The organism is Halorhodospira sp. 9621, assembly GCF_022228055.1.
Lineage (GTDB): Bacteria > Pseudomonadota > Gammaproteobacteria > Nitrococcales > Halorhodospiraceae > Halorhodospira > Halorhodospira halophila_A.
This window is the reverse complement of the sequence record NZ_JAJNRD010000086.1, coordinates 1-1112: the sequence shown is the minus strand read 5'-3', so window position 1 is coordinate 1112 and position 1112 is coordinate 1. Positions and strand designations below refer to the sequence as shown.

The window sequence follows — 1112 nt, the reverse complement described above, 5'->3', positions numbered from 1 at the left end:
CCCCGCGGCTGGGTCGTTGGTTGATGTTAGCCAAGCAACGGCTCCTTATGGTTGTTCGCGATCCGTCTCCATGCGCTCAGGCACTCTGGAAGACGCGGGTATCGCCGACCCCTTCGCGGATGACCTCGGCGGCCTCACCGGTGAGATCGATCACGGTGCTCGCCCCGCCCCCGGTGGGCCCGCCAGCAACGACGGCGTCGATCAGCTTGCCGATGCGCTCACGGATCGCCTCGGGATCGTCGAGGGGCATGTCGTCACCGGGCAGCTGCAGCGTCACGCTCATCAGCGGCTCGCCGAGAGTGTTGAGCAGTGCGCGGCTGGCCGTGTGGTCGGGTACGCGGATACCAATGGTCTTGCGCTTGGGGTGCTGCAGCCGCCGGGGCACTTCGGACGTAGCCCGCAGGATAAAGGTGTACGGCCCCGGTGTGTGGGACTTGAGCAGGCGGTAGGCGTAGTTTTCCATCTTGGCGTAGGTGCCGATATCCTTGAGATCCTTGCACGCCATGGTGAAGTTATGGCTGTTGTCCAGACGCCGGATCTCGCGGATGCGGTCGAGGGCGGCCTTGTCGCCGAGGCGACAGCCGAGGGCGTAGCTCGAATCCGTCGGGTAGGCGATGACACCCCCATCGGCAAGAGTCTGCACGGCCTGGTTGATCAGGCGCTGCTGGGGCGTCTCCGGATGGACTTCAAAGTACTGCGCCATGACTTCCTCTCCCGTGGACACGCCCCGGCCATCCCGGGGCACGGCTTCATTGTACCGGACCCCTTTCGGAGCGATAAGGTAACGACCCATGTATTACGCGATCATGAGCAGGGACGTGGAGAACAGTCTGCCGCTGCGCCAGTCAGCGCGGGCGGAACACCTGGCACGGCTGGAGCAGCTGCGCGACGAGGGGCGGCTGTTGCTCGCCGGGCCGTATCCGGCCGTGGACACGGAGACCCCCGGTGAGGCCGGTTTCACGGGCAGCCTGGTGGTCGCCGAGTTCGAGTCACTAGAGGCGGCGCAGGCGTGGGCGGATGCCGACCCCTACGTGGCGGCGGGCGTCTACGCGCAGGTGGACGTCCGGCCCTTCAAGCCAGTGCTACCGTAATCGGGTGCGATCGCCACGGCC

The 1112-nt window shown here is 66.2% G+C and carries 2 protein-coding genes; one reads left to right on the top strand and one right to left on the bottom strand.

Annotated features, from left to right (window positions below; genetic code table 11):
- Positions 1–76 precede the first annotated feature (76 nt).
- Positions 77–703, bottom strand: a complete 627-nt coding sequence (locus LRF89_RS13180; RefSeq protein WP_238637362.1) for an L-threonylcarbamoyladenylate synthase — start codon at positions 701–703, stop codon at positions 77–79.
- 88 nt (positions 704–791) lie between these two features.
- Between LRF89_RS13180 and LRF89_RS13175 the strand changes: the two genes are divergently transcribed.
- The gene (locus LRF89_RS13175; RefSeq protein ID WP_201168748.1) at positions 792–1091 is read left to right on the top strand and encodes a YciI family protein; all 300 of its coding nucleotides are present in this window, start codon (positions 792–794) and stop codon (positions 1089–1091) included.
- The last annotated feature ends 21 nt before the right edge of the window (positions 1092–1112 follow it).